Annotated in this window: 20 protein-coding genes; 13 read left to right on the forward strand and 7 right to left on the reverse strand. The window is 63.8% G+C overall.

The genetic code is table 11. The features are described 5' to 3' along the window. Positions 1-663 (forward strand): flagellar type III secretion system pore protein FliP (gene fliP, locus B8784_RS01690; RefSeq protein WP_143435247.1); only part of this gene is annotated, 663 nt, incomplete at its 5' end. After that, positions 660-1,754, forward strand: coding sequence for a FliG C-terminal domain-containing protein (locus B8784_RS01695; protein ID WP_158085542.1), 1,095 nt, complete (start codon positions 660-662; stop codon positions 1,752-1,754). The genes fliP and B8784_RS01695, both read left to right, overlap by 4 nt. A gap of 50 nt (positions 1,755-1,804) precedes the next feature. Here the strand turns inward: B8784_RS01695 and B8784_RS01700 are convergent, their stop codons facing one another. From B8784_RS01700 to B8784_RS01720, 5 genes are read right to left on the reverse strand one after another with little or no spacing between them, the layout of a single operon-like run. Beyond that, positions 1,805-2,914: a flagellar basal body P-ring protein FlgI gene (locus tag B8784_RS01700; protein WP_143435248.1), complete on the reverse strand. Its 1,110-nt coding sequence runs from the start codon at positions 2,912-2,914 to the stop codon at positions 1,805-1,807. A gap of 4 nt (positions 2,915-2,918) precedes the next feature. Beyond that, complete coding sequence (locus B8784_RS01705) at positions 2,919-3,899, reverse strand: flagellin (RefSeq protein WP_084395896.1); 981 nt, start codon at positions 3,897-3,899, stop codon at positions 2,919-2,921. A 1-nt stretch (position 3,900) separates the two neighbouring features. After that, positions 3,901-5,349: a flagellar hook-associated protein FlgK gene (gene flgK, locus B8784_RS01710; protein ID WP_084395897.1), complete on the reverse strand. Its 1,449-nt coding sequence runs from the start codon at positions 5,347-5,349 to the stop codon at positions 3,901-3,903. A gap of 25 nt (positions 5,350-5,374) precedes the next feature. Further along, on the reverse strand, positions 5,375-6,679 hold the full coding sequence (locus B8784_RS01715) for a flagellar hook protein FlgE (RefSeq protein ID WP_084395898.1): 1,305 nt from the start codon (positions 6,677-6,679) through the stop codon (positions 5,375-5,377). A gap of 44 nt (positions 6,680-6,723) precedes the next feature. Continuing rightward, positions 6,724-7,611 (reverse strand): flagellar motor protein MotB, encoded by an 888-nt coding sequence (locus B8784_RS01720; protein ID WP_084395899.1) that lies wholly within the window; start codon positions 7,609-7,611, stop codon positions 6,724-6,726. 248 nt (positions 7,612-7,859) lie between these two features. On the opposite strand from B8784_RS01720, the gene B8784_RS01725 reads away from it, so the two are divergent. Genes B8784_RS01725 through B8784_RS01760 form a run of 8 tightly spaced genes read left to right on the forward strand, consistent with a single transcriptional unit; the run spans position 7,860 to position 14,605 of the window. Further along, the gene (locus B8784_RS01725; RefSeq protein WP_084395900.1) at positions 7,860-8,708 is read left to right on the forward strand and encodes a FliM/FliN family flagellar motor switch protein; all 849 of its coding nucleotides are present in this window, start codon (positions 7,860-7,862) and stop codon (positions 8,706-8,708) included. Between the two features lie 49 nt (positions 8,709-8,757). Next, on the forward strand, positions 8,758-9,624 hold the full coding sequence (motA, locus tag B8784_RS01730) for a flagellar motor stator protein MotA (RefSeq protein ID WP_084395901.1): 867 nt from the start codon (positions 8,758-8,760) through the stop codon (positions 9,622-9,624). Continuing rightward, a complete protein-coding gene (locus B8784_RS01735) occupies positions 9,621-11,375 on the forward strand; it encodes a hypothetical protein (protein WP_084395902.1) in 1,755 nt (584 codons plus the stop codon). Before motA ends, B8784_RS01735 begins: the two co-directional genes overlap by 4 nt. Continuing rightward, a complete protein-coding gene (locus B8784_RS01740; protein ID WP_084395903.1) occupies positions 11,375-12,088 on the forward strand; it encodes a flagellar hook-basal body complex protein in 714 nt (237 codons plus the stop codon). Before B8784_RS01735 ends, B8784_RS01740 begins: the two co-directional genes overlap by 1 nt. A 48-nt stretch (positions 12,089-12,136) precedes the next feature. Beyond that, positions 12,137-12,922, forward strand: coding sequence for a flagellar basal-body rod protein FlgG (gene flgG, locus B8784_RS01745; RefSeq protein WP_084395904.1), 786 nt, complete (start codon positions 12,137-12,139; stop codon positions 12,920-12,922). 3 nt (positions 12,923-12,925) lie between these two features. After that, complete coding sequence (gene flgA / locus B8784_RS01750) at positions 12,926-13,333, forward strand: flagellar basal body P-ring formation chaperone FlgA (RefSeq protein ID WP_084395905.1); 408 nt, start codon at positions 12,926-12,928, stop codon at positions 13,331-13,333. Continuing rightward, positions 13,330-14,034 (forward strand): flagellar basal body L-ring protein FlgH, encoded by a 705-nt coding sequence (locus B8784_RS01755; RefSeq protein ID WP_233355921.1) that lies wholly within the window; start codon positions 13,330-13,332, stop codon positions 14,032-14,034. Before flgA ends, B8784_RS01755 begins: the two co-directional genes overlap by 4 nt. Positions 14,035-14,044: 10 nt before the next feature. Then, positions 14,045-14,605 carry a flagellar basal body-associated FliL family protein gene (locus B8784_RS01760; protein ID WP_084395907.1) on the forward strand — a complete coding sequence of 187 codons (561 nt, stop codon included), beginning with the start codon at positions 14,045-14,047 and terminating at the stop codon, positions 14,603-14,605. A gap of 52 nt (positions 14,606-14,657) precedes the next feature. Here B8784_RS01760 and B8784_RS01765 read toward each other — a convergent pair whose 3' ends face one another. Then, complete coding sequence (locus B8784_RS01765; protein WP_084395908.1) at positions 14,658-15,356, reverse strand: flagellar hook assembly protein FlgD; 699 nt, start codon at positions 15,354-15,356, stop codon at positions 14,658-14,660. A gap of 11 nt (positions 15,357-15,367) precedes the next feature. Next, on the reverse strand, positions 15,368-16,885 hold the full coding sequence (locus tag B8784_RS01770; protein ID WP_084395909.1) for a flagellar hook-length control protein FliK: 1,518 nt from the start codon (positions 16,883-16,885) through the stop codon (positions 15,368-15,370). Positions 16,886-16,991: 106 nt separating this feature from the next. Here B8784_RS01770 and B8784_RS01775 point away from each other — a divergent pair, with 106 nt between their 5' ends. The 3 genes from B8784_RS01775 to B8784_RS01785 all read left to right on the forward strand — a co-directional run bounded on the left by B8784_RS01775 (position 16,992) and on the right by B8784_RS01785 (position 19,118). Beyond that, positions 16,992-17,333: a hypothetical protein gene (locus tag B8784_RS01775; RefSeq protein WP_084395910.1), complete on the forward strand. Its 342-nt coding sequence runs from the start codon at positions 16,992-16,994 to the stop codon at positions 17,331-17,333. Further along, entirely contained in the window at positions 17,330-17,713 is a 384-nt protein-coding gene (locus B8784_RS01780) for a hypothetical protein (RefSeq protein ID WP_084395911.1), read from the forward strand. Before B8784_RS01775 ends, B8784_RS01780 begins: the two co-directional genes overlap by 4 nt. 157 nt (positions 17,714-17,870) lie before the next feature. Continuing rightward, the gene (locus tag B8784_RS01785) at positions 17,871-19,118 is read left to right on the forward strand and encodes a flagellin (RefSeq protein ID WP_084395912.1); all 1,248 of its coding nucleotides are present in this window, start codon (positions 17,871-17,873) and stop codon (positions 19,116-19,118) included. Positions 19,119-19,178: the final 60 nt, after the last annotated feature.

Genomic DNA, 19,178 nt, shown 5'->3' on the forward strand with positions numbered 1-19,178 from the left:
CTGGGCGGGCTGCTGCCGCAGGGCGAAGGCGGCGGGCTGAGCAGCTCCGTCCTGATCCTGTTTGTCCTGGTGACGGTGTTGAGCCTCGTGCCGGGCCTGGCCATGATGGTCACCTGCCTGCCTTTCATGGTGATCGTCTTTTCCTTCATCCGTCAGGCGCTCGGCGTGCAGCAGGCGCCGCCGAACATGATGCTCATGGCGCTCGCCATGTTCCTGACCTTCTTCATCATGGAGCCGACCTTCACCGAGGCCTGGGCGAATGGCGTCGGGCCCTATACCGAAGGCCAGATTTCCGAGGAGCAGGCCTGGACGGCGACGACCGGCCCGTTCCGGGACTTCATGGATGCGCGCACCGATCCGGAAGCCGTGCCAGTGCTGGGCAATGCGCTCAACCGGCCCGTGGCGGAGGACGAGGAGCCCTCCTTCGCGCTGCTGTCGACAGCCTTCATGCTGTCGGAAATCAAGCATGCTTTTCAAATCGGATTTGTGATCTTTTTACCTTTTCTGGTGATCGACCTCGTTGTGGCCTCCGTGCTGATGGCTGTCGGCATGATGATGGTGCCACCAACCGTGGTCTCGCTTCCGTTCAAGGTCGGCTTCTTCGTACTGGCTGACGGATGGCTCAAGATCACCGAAGCATTGCTGCGGGGATATGCAGGATGAGTACAGCATCGAACACCGCACAAGGGCAGGCGCAGGCCAGGGGTGCCGGCAACGCACAGCAGCGCCCGTCCGTGTCCATCACGCCGGCCCAGCGCGCCGCGGTTGTCATTGCCATGCTCGGCGAAAACGCGGCCAGGCCGATCGTCGACAAGCTCGACGATCAGGCGCTTGGCCAGGTCGCCCGCGCGCTTGAGACGATTTCCTATCTCGAACGCGAGCAGCTCACCGAGATCGTCGTCGATTTCCTGAAACATCTGCGCCAGTCCAGCGGGGCGTTCCGTGGCGGGCGCACGCGGGCCCGCGAGATCATCACCGGACTGCTCGACGACAGCCGCCTGCGCCTCATCTATGACGAGGGTGCCGGCAGCGACGAAAACGCCCCGGCCCGCGATGACACATGGGGCCGGCTGGAGCGCCAGGAACCGCACAAGGTGGCGGGCTACCTCAACCGGCTGTCGCCCAATCTCATCGCGCTCGTCCTGCGCAAACTGGATGTGTCGGTGGCTTCCGAGATCGTCAGCGAACTCGATGACAGCAAGCTCGATCCGATGATCGGGCATCTGGTCGAGGCCGACCATTCAGACCTTGAAGTCGACGGCGTCGTCGCCCGCATGATCGAGATGGAATTCCTGAACAGTCAGGACGATGCCGCCGAGGATGACGAGGCGCACCTCGAGACGATCGGCGAATTGCTGAGCCTGATCCCGAGCGACAAGCGCGACCGCCTGATCGCCTTCCTGAAGAGCGAGCATCAGGGCAAGATGGACAGCATCGAGCGCGTCATCTTCACCATTGAAGGCCTCGCCGACATGCTGCCGCGTAATTCGGTGCCTGTCGTCTTCCGCGAGCTTGGCGAGGATACGATGATCAAGCTGCTGGCCAGCCTCAGCGGGCCGAGCGCCTCGGTGCAGGAATATCTGCTGGGCAACATCTCCTCGCGCCTGGCCGACCAGTACCGCGAGCAGCTGAACGATGTGAAGGCGCCCGGCCCTGAAGCCGCCGAGACCACGCAGCGCGAATTCCTCACGGCGCTGATGTCGCTGAAGCGGCGCGGCCTGATCACGCTGGAGAAGCCGGCCGCCGCCGCCTGACGGCACGGGCGCGTTTCTCTCTCCGTCCCGAAAAAAACTGTTCGCTGGTTTTAGCGCATCACCAGATCGGCGTGGATCGCGCCGGCGGCTTTCATGGTGCGGATGATGTCGGCCATTTCCTGCGGCGAGACACCGAGTGCGTTCAGCCCGTCGATGAGCTGCGAAAGCGTCACGTTCGAGTTCAGCATGGCGATACTGTCGGTGCCGGTTTCCTCGATCTGGATCTGGGAGCGCGGCAGGACGATGGACTCGCCGTCCGAGAAGGGGTTTGGCTGGGAGACGACCGGGGTTTCGCTCACCTTGATCGAGATATTGCCCTGGGCAATGGCGACCTTGGAAATGGTGACGTCCTCACCGAGCACGATGGTGCCGGACTTCTCGTCGATCACGATGCGGGCAGGCACTTCCACTTCGACCGGCAGGTTCTCGATGCTGGCTAGGATGCGCGAGGGCGAGCCTTGCACGCTGCGCAGGTCGAGGTCGACGGTGCCGGGGTCGCGCATGAAGGCGATGGGGCTGCCGACGGCCTTGTTGATCGTGTCCTCGATGCGTGCGGCCGTCGTGAAGTCAGGGTCGCGCAGCGCCAGCACGATGGAATTGCGCTTGTTGAACTCATAGCCGACCTCGCGCTCGACGCGCGCGCCGTTCGGGATGGCGCCGGTGGTCGGTGTGCCGCGCGTCTCGCGGGCGCCCTGGGCCTGTACGTCGATGCCGGAGACGAAGACGCTGCCCTGGGCGACGGCATAGACCTCGTTGTTGGCGGCCTTGAGCGGCGTCAGCACCAGCGTGCCGCCTTCCAGGCTGCTCGCATCCCCGATGGAGGAGACCGACACGTCCACAGTCGAGCCGTTGCGCGCGAAAGAGGGCAGGGTGGCGGTGACCAGCACGGCGGCCACATTGTCTGGCTTGATGTCCTCGCCCTGCACATTCACGCCAAGGCGTTCGAGCATGTAGGTCAGCGAGTCCTCGGTGAAGGGCGAGTTGCGCACCGAGTCGCCAGTGCCGTTGAGGCCGACGACGATGCCGTAGCCGATGAGATCGTTCTGGCGGACCCCCTCCACATCGACCACGTCGCGGATGCGCGACTGGGCCTGTGCGTCGGGAAGGGGGCTTGCATGGATGAGCCCGGCGAGGGCGAGAAGCCAGAGGATCTTCTTCATCAGCCTATCTCAGATAATTCAGGAGTGACATTTGCGAGAGCCGCGCAGTGAGCATGTATGAGGCTTCGAGGCCGTTCTGCAGCTCCCTCAGCTCGGAGGCGGCCTCATACTGGTCGCGCGCGGTCATCTTGTTGAAAGCTTCGGTCAGGATGGTCTCTTCGACATCGAGCGAGTTCTGTTCGTTCGTGATGCGCTCCTGGGTGACGCCCTTGTTCGCGCGCAGCGTGGTCAGGTCGATCTGGCCTTCGGCGACGCGGTCGGCCGCCTGCTGAATGAGAACGGGGTTCTGCTGCAGGATCGCCATATTGTCGTCGCCGCCGGAGACCGCCATTACGGCCAGGCCGGAGACCAGCTTGGTGATCGCCGGGTCGATGCCGGTCACGGCGTCCCCGTCCGAAGAGGTCGCCGACCCGTTATAGACCGATTGCTGCCAGCCCCCGGTCGGGGAATTGAAATAGTCGTCGATCTGCGTCTCGAAGTCCGTCACGTCGGTCGCTGAGAGGGCGATGGTCCTCACATCGGCCAGCAGGCCGGCCGAATCCGGGAAAGGCTGGCTTGAGGTCGCGTCCCCTGAGAAGAGGTAACGCTCGCCATAGCGCACATTGAGCGAGGAAAAGATCGAATCCAGGGCAGATTTGGACTCCCGGGCCGTCTGTGTGACGCCGGCATCGTCCTCTGTGCCGACAGCGGTCAGCATGCGCATGGAGAGGCCCTCGGCGCTCTTGTGGACATTGTTCAGGCTCTGCTGGACAAGGTCGAGGCGGGCCTCGCGCAGGCCGAGCAGGCCGCGTTGCGAGGTGATGTCGTCGAGCGCCTTCTGGCCCATCATGGCCTTGCCGATGCGCCCGGAGAGCTTGAGGGTGAGGTCCGAATAGCGCCCGGTGACCGCCTCGGAGGACGTATCCCTGATCTTGCTGCGCAGCTCGGTGATGTTCTGGCTGAACGAGGCGCCGAGCAGGCTGTTGGGGAGGGTCAGTTGGGCCATATCAAATCTCCATCAGCCGCTGGACCATCTGGTTGGCCGTCTCGATAACCCGGGCATTGGCGGCATAGGCCTGTTCGATCAGAAGCAGGGCCTGCATCTCTGAATCCACATCCACCCCTGTCTTGTCCTGTTCGGCCTCTGCGACAAGGTTGTGCTGTGCATTGGTTGAAGAGAGGACCGCCTCGTTGGAGATGCGGGCCTGGCCGGTCCGCGAGGCAAAGGTGGCCGTCAGTTCGGACGCCGTGAAGCTGCCCTGGAAGCCGTTTGCGTTGATGGCGCGGGTGTCGGTGATCGAGCCCAGCATCGCGGTGAGAATCGAGGTGTTGCCGGGCGGGCCTTCGGCTGTCGCGCCGAGCCCGTCGCGCAGGCGCCAGATTTCACCCCCCTGGGTCGGGTCGACCAGGGCGTTGAGATCGATGCGTCCGGCGAGGCCATCGCCGCCGCCGGGATTGGTATCGACGAAGAGACCCGGGTCGCCGGGCATCTTGGTCGGGTCGATTGTATCGTCCGACAGCCGGGTGATGAGGTCTTCGGCGACGGTGTCGAGCTGGCGGCCGAAGTCCGGCAGGTCGCCGTCGCGCAGGGTGAACAGGGCGCCGAAGAGGCCGCTCGACACCGCCCCGAAGGAGAAGGCGCCGGGCGTGATGTCGATACCGTCGACCGACATGCCCGAAAGCGCGCCATTGCCGACAGTCTGGTTCGGCCCGAAGGCGCTGGACGGCGTGAACTCGATCTGCCGGGCCTTGCCCTGCAGCAGGTAGACGCCTTCCTTGGTGACAAGGTCGATGGTGCCGGCCTGGCGCGGCACGGCCTGGACCGGAAGGTATTCGGCAATCGTGTCGAGGGTGCGCTGGCGCTCATCCATGAGACCGGCCGCCTGGGGCGTCGTGCGGTCCATGCTGGAGAGCTGGCCGTTCAGCGTCTCGATCTTCTTCAGCGCGTCATTGACGACATTCACCCCGTCGGCGATTTCCCGGTCAGCCTCGGAGCGCTGCGTGGCGACGAGCGCGGAGAGGCTGTTGAGTTCGGTCGTGATGGCGCGGGCGGCATCGAGCACGGCATTTGCGTTGGTTTTCGATTCCGGCGAGGTGGCCGCGGTCTGCAGCGCCTCCTCGAACTGGGAAAGCTTGCTGAACAGCCCGGCGCCATCGGCGGTGTCGCCCAGGCGGGCCGACAGCGTCTGCCAGGTCGAGGCCAGGACATTGGCCTGGGAAAGGTCGCTCGACAGCATCATGCGCTGCGATGTCAGCGCGCTGTCGGCCGAGCGGGCGATGCCGGTGGAGTGAACCCCGGCCGACCGCTGGCCGACAATGGTTTCGCTCAGCATGACAGAACGCCGGACATAGCCCGGCGTTGTTGCGTTTGCGACATTGTTTGCGACGATATCGGCCCTCAGTCCACTGACCTGAAGACCCGATTTGGCCGCGTTTATGGCATGAGACAGGCTCAAGGAACCAAGCCCCCTTCAGTGCGCGCTAGCGCTTCAGGTTTGTGGTTTCCTGAAGCATCTCGTCGACGGTCTGAACGATCTTCGCATTGGACGAATAGGCCCGCTGCGTCTCGATCAGGTCGGTCAGTTCCGAAGCGATGTCGGTGGTCGATTCCATGAGCGAGTAGCCCGAAACCGTCCCAACCGGGCCGCTGCCGGCATCCCAGAGATACAGGTTGCCGCTTTCCGCGGAGACCGAATAGGCCTGCGAGTCGAGCGATTTGAGACCGTTCATGTTGGGAACGTCACCAACCGGAATCTGGTAAAGCGTGCGGCGGAAGCCGGTGTTGTAGATCGCTTTCAGATAGCCGTCATCGTCAATCTCGACGGATTGAAGGTCACCGATCGGGGCCCCGTTCTTGGTCACGGCCGTCGGCGAGAAGGGGGCCGAGAGCTGTGTGATGCCGGAGCTGTCATTGGGACGGCCGATATAGATCTCGATCGGGCCGTGCGGCATGTTCAGCGTGACGCGGCCGTTCGAGGAATCATAGCTGGCGCCGTTGGTGGCGTTGACGCTCTGGATGCGCCCGCCATTGGCAGGGCTGTCGTCGAAGGTGATGTCGAGATCGCCAATCGAGGCGGCCGGGTTGCCGGCACTGTCGAAGGCCTGGACCGTCCACTCGTTGGAGTAGCCGCTGCCCGGCACGCTCGGCGTGAATTCCAGCGTCAGCGTCTGGGCGCGGCCCAGATTGTCGAAATATTCGATCGGCAGCGGATAGCTGTCGCCCGGCGCGCCGGCTTCGGTCGCATCCACCGGCAGGTTGATGCCGAGGTCGATGGATTCCGTCGGAGAGGCCGTATACTGGGACGCCGAGATGTTGACCGGCTCCAGATTGATGCCGCTATTGCGGCTGACATTGCCGATCTCGCCGTCGGTGGTGGCGGGCCAGCCCAGCAGGAAGAGCCCGCTCTGTGTGCGGAGGTTGCCATTCTGGTCAGCGTAGAATGAGCCGGTTGGCGTCAGCATCAGGCTGCGCTCGGAGGCCAGCGAGCCGACGCCCGTGCCATCGGTCACCGGCAGCAGGCCGCGGCCGGAGACGGCCATGTCGGTCGCATTGCCGGTCGAGATCAGCGAGCCGGTTGCGGAAATGTCCTTGAAGGCATTCACCCGGACACCGCCGGCGGCATAGGCCGAGGATTGCTGGTCGAGCACCATGCTCGAAAAATCCACCTGGCTGCGCTTGTAGCCGTAGGTGGATGAATTGGCGATATTGTCGGAAATAGTGGAAAGGCGACTCGAGTTCGAGTTCAGTCCCATTACTCCTGCATTCAGGGCTGACGAAATACTCATTGACAACTCCTTTGTCAGATTTCTCTGAAAGTGGAGGTCATTCCTTAATAAGCAGATAACTCTGTTTTTCCGGCGCTTTCCGGTGCGACAGCATCAGTGAGAATGGTAATCGAGATTCGCCGGTTCTGGGCCGCGGTGGAGTCAGACGGGACCAGCGGATCGGTGTCGGCACGACCGGACACTTCGCGCAGACGGGCCACCTGAAGGCCGTTGGCCAGAAGCAGCTTGCGGGCGGCGTTCGCGCGGTCGGCCGAGAGGTTCCAGTTGTCGTAATTGCCCCCATTGGGATACTGGCGGCTGTCGGTATGGCCGACGATCTTGATCTCGTTCTCGAAGCCGCCAAGCGATTCCGAGACCGCGCCGAGCAGATGCTGCAGCAGGTCGGTCGGTTCGCTGCGGCCGATCTCGAAGAGCGGCGCACTGTCTGAATCGACGATTTCGAGGACGATGCCTTCCGGCGACATCTTGATCATCAGGTGTTCCGACAGCTGGCGGGACTTCTTGCCCAGCTCCTCGCGCAGGCTGTGAAGGTTCTCGGCGATTTCCGCCTCGTCGGCGTCCTTGGCGTCCTTCTTCTTCTGGGCGTCGTCGCCCTCGGCCGGGAAGTCGACCGTCTGCTTGCGCGTCGCGCCCGTGCCCATGCGGGCATAGGTCTGCTCGGAAAAGATCGACGAGCCGTTCAGCCCGTCGGAGCCGCCGCCGGAAATCCGGCTGACCGGAATGGTCGGATTGAAATAGTCCGCGATGCCCTTGCGCTGTTCTTCGGTCGTCGCATTGAGCAGCCACATCAGCAGGAAGAACGCCATCATGGCGGTCACGAAGTCGGCATAGGCCACCTTCCAGGCGCCGCCATGGTGCCCGTCCGCTTTTACAACCTTCTTCTTCTTGACGATGATAACTGGTTGTTCTGAATTTGATGGCTGTTCTGCCATGTCCGGACCGGCCCCTCTTGCTCTCTAGGGCTTCGTTTACCAAACACCGATCAAGTAAGCTTATAGCCAAACGGGCGGATTCACCGGGCGCTGATAACTTTTCGTCAACCAAATAAACCCACTTGCTAACGAAAGAGTCATCTTATCGTGGCGACAGGTGTAATTTGCCGACAGTACTGCACAAGAAGATCAAGGCCGCTGGCGGAATTCCTCCGAGGATCCTGCATTGCAAGGCATTCTGGGAGGCGTTGAATTCGGCAACGGCGGCCTGGGCATCGCGGGCCTTCGGTCATGAGCTGCAATCGCGCGTGATCTCGCGCCAGGTGTTGTCCGGGCGTCAGGCGCAGACGGCTTTCGGCGAACGGTATGCCTTCGTGCCCATGGCGCCGCAGGCCGGCGCGCTCAGTGCGGTATCGATCGACCGGGCGGGCGCGGCGCGCTATGCCGCCCACCGGCTGCACCAGGACGCCGAAGGGCTTCAGTCGGCCTCTGACCTGTTCCTGAAGCTGATGGCCGAGAAGCCGGCTTTCGGGCTTTGGACGGCGGTCGCCGAAGCGGTCTCCACCGGCAAGAAGCCGAGCCAGGAGATTGCGCTGGGAGAGCCGGCCAGCGCGCCGGACAGCCTTGATGCAAATGAACGCTACCTGCTGACGGGGCTCAGCCTTGCGGCCGAAGGCGGCGAGGATGGCTGGCTGCTCGAGGGCGAGGCGGAGCCGCCGGAAGTGCAGCTGCTCTTCAAGCTCGACCATGTCCGCCAGTTTGCCCGTCTTGAGGAACAGCGCGCCAATGTGACGGCCACCGCGCCGGGGCCCGCGGGCCAGAAGGCGCTGCGCGACAGTGTGCGCCATTCGACGATCCGGCTCGATGCCGTGCTCGAGACGATGCCGCTCACCATCGGGGAGTGCTCGCGTCTGGAAGTCGGCCAGGTGCTCGAGCTTCCGGGCATCGAGGCCGGTCAGCTCTCGCTCTATGCGGAAACGATGAATGGGAATGTGGCGATCAGCCAGGGGGAGCTCGGCGTCTGGAAAGGGCATCGCGCCCTGAAGCTGCAAACGCCCGTGCTTGAAAGCTTTGTAAAGGAAATCGCCGGTATCTGAAGGGATTGAGCGGGTGAGCGCCGGTTTCGGCGCATGAAGGAGGTTCGACGTGAACGCAATTCTGGGGCTGGTGGTGACCGTGGGCATGGTCTTCGGCGGGTATATCCTGGCCGGCGGTCACATGGAGATCATTACGCACGCCTTGCCCTTCGAGGGCATGATGATTGGCGGGGCGGCGATCGGGGCATTTCTCGCATCCAACGATTTCAATACGATCAAGCATACGATGGGCGATCTCGCGGCGGCCTTCACGGGGCCGAAGTGGAAGAAGTCCGATTATCAGGACCTGCTCTGCCTGATGACCGAGCTGCTCAACATCCTGAAGCAGAACCCCATCGACATCGAAGCCCACATCGAAGAGCCGGAGCAATCCGAGATCTTCCAGCGCTATCCCAAGATCCTGAAGGACCACGAAGCCATCGAGATGATCTGCGACACGATCCGCTCGATGCTGATGAACTTCGACAATGTCCACCAGGTCGAGGAGCTGCTGGAAAAGCATCTCGACAGCCTGCTGGACGAGCGCCAGCACGGCGCCCACGCCCTGCAGAACATGGCCGACGCCCTGCCGGCGCTCGGCATCGTCGCGGCCGTTCTCGGCGTGATCAAGACCATGGCCTCCATCGACAAGCCGCCGGAAATCCTCGGCGGCATGATCGGCGGCGCCCTTGTCGGGACCTTTCTCGGCGTCTTCCTCGCCTATGGTGTGGTCGGCCCGTTTGCCGCGCGCGTGAAAGCGATCCGCATGGAAGAGCATTTCTTCTATTCGATGATCGGCGAGGTGCTCGTCTCCAACCTGCATAAGAACCCGGTCAACATCTGCGTCGAGGTGGCCCGCCGCCATGCGCCGGCCCGGGTGCGCCCGTCCTTCAATGAGATGGAACAGGCCGTACGGGGGTTGAAGCAGGCGGCGTGAAGACGGTTTGGCCCATCCTTCTTGTGGCGCTGGCGGGACTTGCCGGCGGACAGGCCCTGGCACAGGCGCCATCCCATACGGCTGACTCTGAAGACGAGCTGGGCGGGCTTCCCGACCGGCTCGATACGTTTGTGAAGGATGCCATCGACGAAGGGCTGCTGACGCCGTCTGCGCGCGCGCCGGTCGAGGCCGCGCCGGGGACTGAGAACGGCCCGCGGGAGTTGCGCGCGCCGGTGCGCCATGTCTCGCTGCGTCCGAAACAGGACATCGCCGAAGAGGTCTGCCGGGGCGACAATCCGCTCGATTTTTCCGCCTATCAGGACCTGACCGGCTATGACGACCTCATGGCCTGGCGCGAAAGCGCGGCCGCCGAAGGCACGCCGAACGGCAATGTCTCGATGGCCAAGGCCTATCTCGCGCTTGGACTGAACGAGGAAGCGCGCATGCAGCTCGACGGGTCGGGCGCGCCCCAGTCGACGGCGCTGCGCCGCTTTGCTCACCTGATGGAAGGGCGCAAGAGCCCGGATGTCGGCTACTTCCGCACCCTGACCCGCTGCCATGAGGAAGCCGGTCTCTGGCTGGCCCTGGCGCAGCTGATCGATGGCGACGATGAAGGCGGGCGCCGTCTGGACGACCACCTCAACGACTATCGCCGGCTGCCCTTCCAGCTGCGTGCCGACGTTGCCGCAGCCGTGGTCCCGGTCCTGAGCCGGCAGGGCGAGAAACTGCTGGCGGAAAAGATGATGGCCGGCTTCACCGCAGAGGCCATCAGCGGGTCCACGCAGCTCACCTTTACCCAGGCCCTGATGGATCTCGAAAAGGGCGACCCGGCGGCCGAAGCCACGGTGCGCAGTTTCCTCAACCGCCCGGAATACCGTGTGCGCGCGGTGACCTCGCTGCTGACCAACGGGCGGCCGGTGGAGAAGATCTACCAGCAGGAGGTGGCCGGGGAATTCGTCGGGGATCTCGACCGGCTGGCCGAAGAAGCGCGCATGGTCTCCAACCTCGACACGATGCTGACCGATCTGAAAGGCGTCGCCGATTACGAAATGACGCTGGAGCTGGCGGCCAAGCCGGCGACCCAGTCCCGCCACGCCCAGTCACAGCTGGCCGATCACATGACCGGCATGCTCGAGCATGACCTCGCCAGCGAGGATCCGCTGCGCAATCTCGCCGCCATGCAGGCCCTCTTGAAGGCCGGGCCGCTGTTGGAAGGCCGGCCCAGTCATGAGAGGCTGCTCAACACCGCCGCCTCGCTCGCCGTCGAGCTTGGCTTTCGCAGCCTGGCCGACCGGTTTGCCGAGGAGATGGACAGCGACGATGCCATCGCCGCCGCCCAGGCCGAGCTTGCCTTCCAGATGGTTGACCATGACCGGATCAAGGCTCTGGCCGAGCGCCATCCCGACAATCAGGACGTCCTGCGCCTGGCGGCGCTGAGCGCCATTCGCGTGGATGACCCTGACCTGCTGAAGTCGTCCGAGACCGGGCTCGAACTCGACGCGGCGACCGTGCTCGCCCTGATCGAGGCGGATGCGGCCAGCAACCGGTGGATCGTTTCCGGCGCCGTCTATCGCGCCGCAGAGGCGCTTGAAGATGAGGCGGCGCAGGCCCGGGCCGAGCGGGTGCTGACGCTTCGCCGCGAAAGCCTGCAGCAGCGCCGCACACGCAATCGTGTGGCCATGGCCGAAGTCGGGCCCAGCCTCGACCGGATCGGCCGCTCTCTCGACAACCCGAATGCGGAGGTGCGCTGATGTCGAATGCCGTCTACGCCCAACTTGCCCGTCAGGCCGGCCTGATGAAGGAAATGCAGGTGGTCGCGAACAATCTCGCAAACGCCAGCACCACCGGCTACAAGTCCGACCGCGCCATCTTCACCGAATTCCTGTCGCGCACCGAGGCGGGCGCCTCGCCGCTGTCCATGGGCTCGCTCGGCGGGCACGCCTTCGACCTCGAACAGGGCGGCATGCGGTTTACCGGCGGCGAACTCGACCTTGCCATCCAGGGCGACGGCTTCTTCGCGCTCGATACGCCGCGCGGCCAGCGCCTCACCCGGGCGGGCCATTTCCAGCTTTCGCAGCAGGGCGAGCTGATCGACGACCTTGGCAACAAGGTGCTCGATCCGGGCGGCCAGCCGATCACCATTCCGGAAGACGCCACGACCATCGCGATTGTCGGCGACGGCACGATCTCCGTCGATGGACAGCCCTTCGGCCAGATCGGCGTGGTGCAGCCCAATGGCGAGCTTCAGAAGGATGTCGACACGCAATTCATCGCCGAGGGCGGGTTTGCGGCCATCGAGGAGCCGCGTGTCCTGCAGGGCGCGCTGGAACAGTCGAATGTGACCCCGGTGCTCGAGGTTGCGCGCATGATCGAAGTGCAGCGCGCCTATGAGGCCGGACAGTCGCTCATCGAGAAAGAGGATGAGCGGGTCAGCAAGTTCATTTCCGCGGTGAGGAATTTCTAGACCGCGGCGGGGAATATCCAGGACGGGATGATTTAGGAGGAGGACCTCATGAAATCACTACAGATCGCAGCCACAGGCATGGCGGCCCAGCAGATGCGGGTCGACGTGATCTCGAACAACATCGCCAATATGAGCACGGCCGCCTACCGGCCGCGCACGGCTGAGTTCAAGGACATGATGTACCAGCAGCACCTGACACCGGGGACGATCACCTCCCAGGTCGGGACAATGGTGCCAGCCGGGATTCAGCTGGGCACGGGCGTGAAGCCCTCCACCGTCTCGATGGAGCTCACACAGGGCTCCCTGCGCGAGACGCAGGCCGAGCTGGACATGGCCATCGACGGCAAGGGCTTCTTCGAGATCACGCTGCCCTCGGGCGAGTCGGCCTATACGCGCGACGGCAAATTCAACCGCAGCCCGGATGGCGAGATCGTCACCATGGATGGCTTCCCGCTGGCCGACGGCATCGTCATCCCCGAGGATGCCCGCAAGATCTCGATCAGCCCGGATGGCGAAGTCGTCGCCTATTTCGAGGATCAGGCCGCCGGCCAGTCGGTTGGCACGATCTCGCTCACCCGCTTCGTCAACGAGAAGGGGCTTGAAGCGGTCGGCGACAATCTGTTCCGCGAGACCGAGGCTTCCGGCCCGCCGAACCAGCTTGTGCCCTCCACGGAAGGCGTCGGCATGATCCGCCAGGGCTATCTGGAGGATTCCGGGGTCGATGTGGTCCAGGAGATTTCAGAGCTGATCGAGGCCCAGCGTGGCTATGAGCTCAATTCCAAGGTCATCACCGCAGCCGACGAGATGCTGGCGGCGACAACGCGGGTGAGGTAGATCATGGCTGTTCTTACCGCTCTCGGCGCCAGTCTCGCCGTCTATCTTTCCGGCAGCGCGTCTTTCGTGGCCACCGACGTCATCCGCGCCGGCGACCGCATCACTTCGGCCAGCATTTCCACCGAAGCCGGCGAGGCACCGCCTTCGGATACGCCGCTGATCGGGCGCGAAGTGCGCCGCACCGTCTATGCCGGCCAGGAAGTCTCGATGCAGAACACGCAGCCGGCCCGCGTGATCGAGCGCAACCAGGTCGTCACCCTGAAATACATCAGGGGCGGGCTCGAGATCACGACGAGCGGGCGGGCCATGGCCGAAGCCGCCGTCAACGAGACCGTCGCGGTCATGAACCTTCAATCGCGCCAGATGGTGCACGGAATCGTCCAGAAGGACGGATGGGTGCTTGCACAATGAAACCACTCCTTCCCACCGCCATCGCCGCCATCCTCGTAACCGCCTGTTCCAGCGGCCCGGCACAGCAGACCGTGCAGATGCCGGCCCCGCCACCACCGGGCCCCGTCATGTCGCAGCCCGCGCCGACGGAAGTCTATGCCGACAAGAACTCGCTCTGGACCACGTCGCCAACGGCCCTGCTCGGCATGCGCCGCGCCAAACAGGTCGGCGACCTGCTGACCGTCGTTGTCGAGATGGACGATCAGGCGAGCCTGCAAAGCTCGCTCTCCAGAAGCCGGGACAATAGCGGGGACTTCAATGTCGACGCGCTGTTCGGCCTGCCGGACGTCGCCGGCGGCGTGCTGCCGAACGGGGCAAGCCTCTCGCCGGGCGTCGATTACAATCGCAGCTCCTCGCTCGGTGGCAGCGGGGCGGTAAACCGGGCCGAGCAGATCGCCTTTACGCTGGCCGCCCGCGTGGTCGGCGTCGAGCCGAACGGCAACCTCGTTATCCAGGGCTATCAGCAGACGCGCGTCAGCAACGAGGTCCGCGTGCTCACCGTCTCCGGCGTGATCCGGGCGCAGGACATCACGCGCACCAATACGGTCACCTATGAGAAGATCGCCGATGCGCAGCTCTCCTACATCAATTCCGGCGAGGCCACCGCATCCGTCGACCGCGGCGCCGGGCCGAAGCTGCTCGACATGATCATCCCGTTCTGAGGCGCCCTGAATGAAACAGCTGTTTCCCGCCCTCATCGCCGCGCTCTTCATCGCCATAGGCGGAGCCGGGGGCTATTTCCTCAAATCGATGATGAGCGCGCCGTCCTCATCGGCTTCCGCCAGCGATCATGCGGCGGCTGCGGATGGCGGGTCGCATGACGGGGAAAAGTCCGGCGGTCATGGCGAGGCGGAAAAGAAAGCCGAGAAGAAGGACAGCCATGGCGGCGGGGGCGACAGCGCTTCCGGCGAGTATTCCTATTACAAGTTCACCCGGGAATTCGTCGTCCCGATGATCGAGAATGACCGGGTCAAGAGCCTCGTCATCCTCAACATCAACCTGGAAGTTGATACTGCGGTCGAGCAGGAACTCTTCTCGAAGGAGCCGGTGCTGCGGGACAATATCATGACCACGCTCATCAAGCTCAGCAATGACGGCAAGACTTTCGAGTCGCTGTCGCGTGTCGAGAATTATGAGACGCTGCGGAGCATGATCCTGTCCAACCTGCGCGAAGAGGTCGAGGAAGGCATCCACAATGTGCTGATCCTCGACATGGCACGCCAGGACCTCTGATCCTGTGATGTCAGACATGGGGCAGGGCCGGGGCCTCTGCCGGAGTGAGCGGCTAGTCGACCTTTTCGACGTCACGGACATCGGCGGTCAGCTTCGAGCTTGTGCCGACGCGCGTGGTGCCGTTCTCATTGCCGACATCGGTCACCGTGGTGATCACTTTCGGGGCGATGGTGCCGAGATAGGCGTCGCCCTGATAGGTATCGATGGCGAATTCGAAGACGGAGTCACTGTCGGCCTGTCCGCCATCCTCGAAGCTGCCATCCCAGCTATAGGTTTCGGCCTCCGGGTCGAGATCCTCGGTCCAGACGGTCTCACCCTCGGAGTTGCGGATGTTCAGCACGGCCCGTTCGGCGCCTTCCGGCATGTTCATGGAATACTGCACCGCCTCGCCGGAATAGGGCACCCAGGAGGATTCCACGGCCACCGTCTTGCCGAGCCAGTCATTGGCCAGCATCGAGTGCAGGTCGCCGATCATGGTGGCGATGTTCTGCAGACTGTCATTGCTGCGGACCTGCTGCTCCAGTGAGGAGAAGGTGGCCAGCTGTTCGACGAACTGGGTGGAGTCCAGCGGCTTCATCGGGTCCTGGTTCTGGACCTGCGCGGTCAGCAGCCGGATGAAGGTGTTGAAGTCCTCGCCGCCAAACGTGTCCTTGTTCTCCGAAGACTCGGAGGTTTCCTTGGTCTGGGAGGCCTGGGCGTTCGCCTGGCTCTGCTGTGTCTGGCTTGTCGCTGCCGGATTGACCGTACTCATCTGGGGACCCTCTAGAGTTTGATGTCGAGCCCGGAGGCCCCGAGCATGGCGGGGCGGCGGCTGGTGGCGGCCGGGATGATCGTCTCCGCACTCATGCCGAAACTGTCGCCGGTCTGTTCGGAAAAGGCGCCGGGAAACTGGCCCTGACCTTGGCCCTGCTGTTGCGAGGCCTGCTGGCGAAACGACATCTCCTGGCCGTTCAGCCCGTGCTGTTCGAGCGCCTGGGAGAGCTGGAAGTGCATTTGCCGAAGCTGTTTCATCGCTTCCGGCGTCTCACCCGTAATGGTCACATGCTGCAGGCCGTTCGCGTCGAATTTGAAGTCGATCGAGACCCGGCCGAGTTCGGGCGGGTCCAGCTGCACGAGCACGCGGTCGCGTCCGTCATTGGTGCCCAGCTTGCTGGACACGATATCGACGAGATCGCCCGGCGCGGCGACGAGGGCCGCGTTCGGATTGGCGGCCATCATGTTGCCCATCGAGGCGGCGGCTGCAGGGCCGACCGTCGTCATCATCGGCGTCGGCGAGACCGACCAGCTTGCCTGCAAGGTGGTCATGAAGTCATGCCCGCTTGTGTGCAGGGAATGGCCGCCAGCCTGCCCGGATGTGGAGGCGAGCTTCGCCCAGGAGTCGTCCTTGGGCAGGACGGCGTCCTGCTTCTGCAGCGCCTTGTCGAGGCGGGCGGCCTCCACGGCCCTGTCTGCCGCCATGTCGCGCCGGATCTCCGTGCGCGGGGTATCGGTTGAAACAGTGTCGCGGGGCCGGCCCGTATCGGCGGACCGCGTCTGTGCCGGCTGGCCTGTCTGGGCGGCCGGAGCGAGGCCGGCATGCAGCGCCCGGTCGGCCTGGGCGGTCTGACTGTCCGTGTCCTTGGCGGTGACGGTCTCACGGGCGTGATCGGCCCGCTGATCGGCATCCAGGGGCTGGCGCCTGGCCTGCGGTGCGTCGGTCTCGGCTTTTGCCGTTTTTGTTTGTGCCTCGGGGGCGGTCTCGGCCTTCGCCTGTGTTTCCGTCTCGGCGGCCGGCTGTGCCGCCGTGGCGGCCACCTTCGGCTGATCGGCTTTCTGCGGCGCGGCTGTCTCGCCGTCGATAGGGCGGGAACGGGCCGGAGCCGCCTCCTCGCTTGCCTTGGCGGTCTCGCCTTTTGGCGCGGCGGTCGCCTCGGCCTTCAGGGCGTCTGCGTCAGCTGTCTCTGTGGAGGCCGCTTTTGCGGAGGCGTCTGTCTTCGCGGTCGGGCCGGTCTCACCAGAGATGGTTTCGCCCTCTGCCTCGCTCTTGGCTGGCTTGGCTTGCGGGGGCTGTGCGTCGGCGGCGCCCAGCTCACCGGCCCGGCTCGAGGCCTCGTCGGTTTTCTTGTCGGTCTTGCCGGCTTCGGAGGCGCGGCTGTCCTTGCTTTCGGCTTCGGAATGCCTGGCGACTTCCTTCCGGAAAGCCTCGCCCTGATGCGGCTTGTCGGAAGCGGCCTTGCTGTCGGTGCTGGTGGCACGCGGCGCCATCAGGCCGAGAACGTTGGTGTTCAGAGTATTCGCCATTCAACATCCGCGATTAGGGCTCTTTTAACCGTAACTGCACCAAGACTGGTAAAGTATCGCTTAACGGCGCCACGATCCGGACGCCCGAATCCGGGATGGAGACGAGATGACGAGCTATGTGAGTTTTCCAGCCGTCCAGGGCACGCCGCCCGTGCAATCGGCCTCGGCCCCGGTGGTCGAGAAAGCCGATGCCGGCGACATCGGAAAACGGTTCGAGGAAATGCTCTGGGCGCAGATGCTGAGCCATGCGGGCCTGGAGAAAGCCTTCACCCAGTCGGGTGGGCAGGCGGCGGCCTCCTTCTCTCAGTTTATGGTTGAAGCCATCGCCAAGGACCTGGCTGAGCGCCATCCGCTCGGGCTCGACCCGCTTGGCCATTCGGGCGCGAGCGGCGCTCAGGCCGAACCTGTTGACGTTTCTACAGAAGACAAGATGGAGACACCGGAATGATGCCATCCGCGACCTTCGAAACCGCTGCCGATGATCTCTATCAGATCCTGGCCGCGGAAAAGGAGCTTCTCCTGAGCGGGCGGGCCGCCGATACCGCCGGGCTTGCCGAGGAAAAGCTGAAGGCGATGGAGTCGTTCGAAGCCATCGTGAACACCCTCGACGACCGCGCCGTCAGCGACAGTCATCGCGGCCAGATCATGCGGATCGCCAAACTGGCACAGGAAAACACGATCCACTTCACCGCCGTGCGCAATGGATTGCGCAATGCGGTCACCCGGCTGGAGACCATGTCCGACGAGTCCTATGTCGGCGCCTACCGGCTCGACGGGGCGAAGACTCCCTTCACCAAAGCGACGGGCGGCTACGAAAAGAAAGTCTAAGAAAGTCGACAGGATTAACCTCTTATACACCCGTAGTTAGTACAGGTCGCATCAACCAAGAGGGGTTTCCGGGGCTTTTCCCGACGTCAGGATGACATGAGTTAGACAGGCGGGCTGTGCCTGATTGCGCCGGCTCGAGCCAACAAGGAAAAAACTGATGTCCAGTATTCTTACCAACAATAGTGCAATGGTCGCACTCGAGACGCTGCGCGGTATCAACCGCAATCTCGAGACCGTCCAATCCGAAATTTCGACCGGCAAGAAGATCGCTTCTGCCAAGGACAACGCCGCTATCTGGGCGATTTCCACCGTCATGTCGACGGACGTCGAGAGCTTCAAGCAGATTTCCGACTCGCTCAACCTTGGCGCGTCCACGGTCGGCGTGGCCCGCAAGTCGGCCGAGGAAGTGACCGGTCTCGTTCAGGACATTCAGAACCTGATCGTTTCCGCGCAGGAAGAGAACGTCGACCGTTCGAAGATCCAGAACGACATTGACCAGAAGATCAAGCGGATCGAAGGCATTGTCGGCGGCGCCCAGTTCGGCGGCCTGAACCTGATCAACGGCAGCAGCACCGAGGATGTCTCCATCCTGGCATCGCTGGACCGTACGTCGGCTGGCGATGTGAACGCCTCCTATATCGACATCGAGCGCAAGGATCTCTCGATCTCCAACAGCGCCTCGGCTGCGACCTTCGGTGGTTCCGCCGTGACGGACACGTCGATCGTCGACAATGGCGGTACGGCCGCCGGTTCGGCTGCCTCGGTTGCTGCCGCTGGCACGCAGGACATCACGATCGCAGCTGTCGCTGACGGCAACAGCTATCGCATCACCCTGGACGACACCGCGGGTGACAACGTCCTCGGGTCGCGCTCGTTCGAATATGTCGCGAATGCCGATGACAGCGTGAACTCGGTTGCGGCCACCCTGACCAACCAGATCCAGACCTTCCTGGATGCGACGGGCGACACGACCTACTCCATCGAACGTGATGGCGACACGATCACCGTCACCAACGGCTCCAGCAGCGCGCTCAGCGTCCAGGCCGATACGGCAACCGGCGGTACGGCTGGCACGAGCGCCGGTGGCCTCGGCAACCTGACCCTGATCGACGTTACCTCGTCCACGGGTGCGACCTCGGCCCTGACCACGATCCAGGGCGTGCTCGACACGGCCATCGACGCGGCGGCTTCCTTCGGTTCCGCCCAGAACGGCATCGAGGACCAGTCGGAATTCGTTCAGTCGCTGATCGACTCCCTGACCACCGGTGTCGGCGCCCTGACCGACACGGACATCGAAGCGGCTTCCGCGAAGCTGCAGGCCCTCCAGGTGCAACAGCAGCTGGGCACCCAGGCCCTGTCGATTGCCAACTCGTCGCCGCAACAGCTCCTGGCGCTGTTCCGGTAATATGATCTCGGATCCCGGGCGCTCCGGCGCCCGGGTCCACCCTTAAGCGGACCTGAGAGG

It is taken from the genome of Henriciella aquimarina (genome assembly GCF_002088975.1).
Lineage (GTDB): Bacteria > Pseudomonadota > Alphaproteobacteria > Caulobacterales > Hyphomonadaceae > Henriciella > Henriciella aquimarina.

Excerpts from the sequence above, each read along its gene's own strand:
- B8784_RS01695 (WP_158085542.1), top strand. The coding sequence starts at position 660 with ATGAGTACAGCATCGAACACCGCACAAGGGCAGGCGCAGGCCAGGGGT.
- B8784_RS01700 (WP_143435248.1), bottom strand. The coding sequence starts at position 2,914 with ATGAAGAAGATCCTCTGGCTTCTCGCCCTCGCCGGGCTCATCCATGCA.
- B8784_RS01705 (WP_084395896.1), bottom strand. The coding sequence starts at position 3,899 with ATGGCCCAACTGACCCTCCCCAACAGCCTGCTCGGCGCCTCGTTCAGC.
- B8784_RS01715 (WP_084395898.1), bottom strand. The coding sequence starts at position 6,679 with ATGAGTATTTCGTCAGCCCTGAATGCAGGAGTAATGGGACTGAACTCG.
- B8784_RS01720 (WP_084395899.1), bottom strand. The coding sequence starts at position 7,611 with ATGGCAGAACAGCCATCAAATTCAGAACAACCAGTTATCATCGTCAAG.
- B8784_RS01740 (WP_084395903.1), top strand. The coding sequence starts at position 11,375 with ATGTCGAATGCCGTCTACGCCCAACTTGCCCGTCAGGCCGGCCTGATG.
- flgG (WP_084395904.1), top strand. The coding sequence starts at position 12,137 with ATGAAATCACTACAGATCGCAGCCACAGGCATGGCGGCCCAGCAGATG.
- flgA (WP_084395905.1), top strand. The coding sequence starts at position 12,926 with ATGGCTGTTCTTACCGCTCTCGGCGCCAGTCTCGCCGTCTATCTTTCC.
- B8784_RS01755 (WP_233355921.1), top strand. The coding sequence starts at position 13,330 with ATGAAACCACTCCTTCCCACCGCCATCGCCGCCATCCTCGTAACCGCC.
- B8784_RS01760 (WP_084395907.1), top strand. The coding sequence starts at position 14,045 with ATGAAACAGCTGTTTCCCGCCCTCATCGCCGCGCTCTTCATCGCCATA.
- B8784_RS01765 (WP_084395908.1), bottom strand. The coding sequence starts at position 15,356 with ATGAGTACGGTCAATCCGGCAGCGACAAGCCAGACACAGCAGAGCCAG.
- B8784_RS01770 (WP_084395909.1), bottom strand. The coding sequence starts at position 16,885 with ATGGCGAATACTCTGAACACCAACGTTCTCGGCCTGATGGCGCCGCGT.
- B8784_RS01775 (WP_084395910.1), top strand. The coding sequence starts at position 16,992 with ATGACGAGCTATGTGAGTTTTCCAGCCGTCCAGGGCACGCCGCCCGTG.
- B8784_RS01780 (WP_084395911.1), top strand. The coding sequence starts at position 17,330 with ATGATGCCATCCGCGACCTTCGAAACCGCTGCCGATGATCTCTATCAG.
- B8784_RS01785 (WP_084395912.1), top strand. The coding sequence starts at position 17,871 with ATGTCCAGTATTCTTACCAACAATAGTGCAATGGTCGCACTCGAGACG.